The following is a 1,557-nucleotide window of genomic DNA, read 5'->3' on the forward strand; positions in this document are numbered from 1 at the left end:
TCCAACTCCTCACCCAACCCATGCAATGGCCACAGACCACCCACCCACGCCGGGCAGGAGTGTCCTCATTCGGCATCAGCGGCACCAACGCACACGTCGTTCTCGAACAAGCACCGGCCGACGAACAGGATTCCGGAAAGCTGCCGGAACCGGCCGCGCCTCACTCGGCCCCGTCCGACGCGGCCGTCTCTGACGCGGGTGTGTCTGACGCGGGTGTCTCTGACGCGGGTGTGTCTGACGCGGGTGTGGTGTCGGGTGTGGTGCCGTGGGTGGTGTCGGGGCGGTCGGCCGGGGGTCTGCGTGCGCAGGCGGGCCGGCTGCGGGAGTTCGCGGGCGGGCGGGCGGGGCTCAGTGAGAGCGCGGTGGGCTGGTCACTGGCCGCATCCCGGTCGGTGTTCGAACACCGCGCCGTGGTCCTGGGCCCGGACCGGGCCAGGCTGCTCGAAGGACTCGCGGCGGTCGAAGCGGGCACAGCCGGTGCCGGGGTGATCGTGGGCGCCTCACCGGCACCGGCCGGCGGAGTCGGTGGTATCGGGCCGGTCTTCGTCTTCCCCGGACAGGGAGCGCAATGGGTCGGCATGGGCCGGGACCTGCTGGCTTCCTCACACGTGTTCGCCGACCACATCGAGCTTTGCGAACAAGCACTGGCACCGTATGTCGACTGGTCGCTGACCCAGGTCCTGACAGACGGGGGCAGCGAACTGGAACGGGTCGATGTGGTGCAACCCGCACTGTTCGCCGTGATGGTCTCACTGGCACAGCTCTGGCGGTCGCTGGGAGTGGAACCAGCCGCCGTGGTGGGACACTCGCAGGGCGAGGTCGCGGCCGCCTACACAGCGGGAGCACTGACCTTGCCCGACGCCGCACGGGTGGTGGCACTGCGCAGCCAGGCCCTGGTCACACTGGCCGGATCAGGCGGCATGGCCTCCCTGGCAGTACCGCTGGAGCAGACCGAGAACATCCTGGACGAAGTGGGCGGCGGCCTGGTCGTTGCAGCCGTCAACGGGCCCGGAGCCACCGTGGTAGCCGGCACCCCCCCGGCGCTGGAGGCACTGGAACACCGGTGCGCGGAAAACGGGATCCGCTACCGCAGACTGCCGGTCGACTACGCATCCCACTCCCCCCAGGTCGAACAGGTCCGCGAGCAGGTGACCGAGGCACTGGCGGAACTGCAACCACGGACGGGCACGATCCCGATGTACTCGGCCGTCACCGGTGGCCTGATCGACGGCCAGAGACTGGACGGCGAATACTGGTACACCAACCTGCGGCAACCAGTCCGGTTCGACCAGGCCACAGCCACTGCGGTCACTGACCGATACCGCGCCTTCATCGAATGCAGTCCCCACCCCGTCCTGACCGCCGCCCTCGATGAATGCCTGCACACCGCCCAGACCACCGGAGCAGTGATCGGTTCCCTGCGCCGCGACGACGGCGGCGCACACCGCTTCTACACCTCGGCCGCCGAAGCATTCGTCGCAGGCGTGGAAGTCGACTGGACCCACGCATACAACCCAGCCACCACCCAACGAGTCGAACTGCCCACCTACGCCTTCC

General features: G+C 68.9%; 1 protein-coding gene and 1 pseudogene. Both read left to right on the plus strand.

All coding sequences use genetic code 11. From position 1 onward, the window contains the following. A pseudogene (locus ACWD5Q_RS35465) lies at window positions 1-131 on the plus strand (ketoacyl-synthetase C-terminal extension domain-containing protein); the annotation flags it as partial. A 99-nt stretch (window positions 132-230) separates the two neighbouring features. Beyond that, a partial coding sequence (locus ACWD5Q_RS35470) for an acyltransferase domain-containing protein (RefSeq protein ID WP_451431183.1) occupies window positions 231-1,557 on the plus strand: 1,327 nt, incomplete at its 3' end.

It is taken from the genome of Streptomyces sp. NPDC002513, assembly GCF_053595355.1.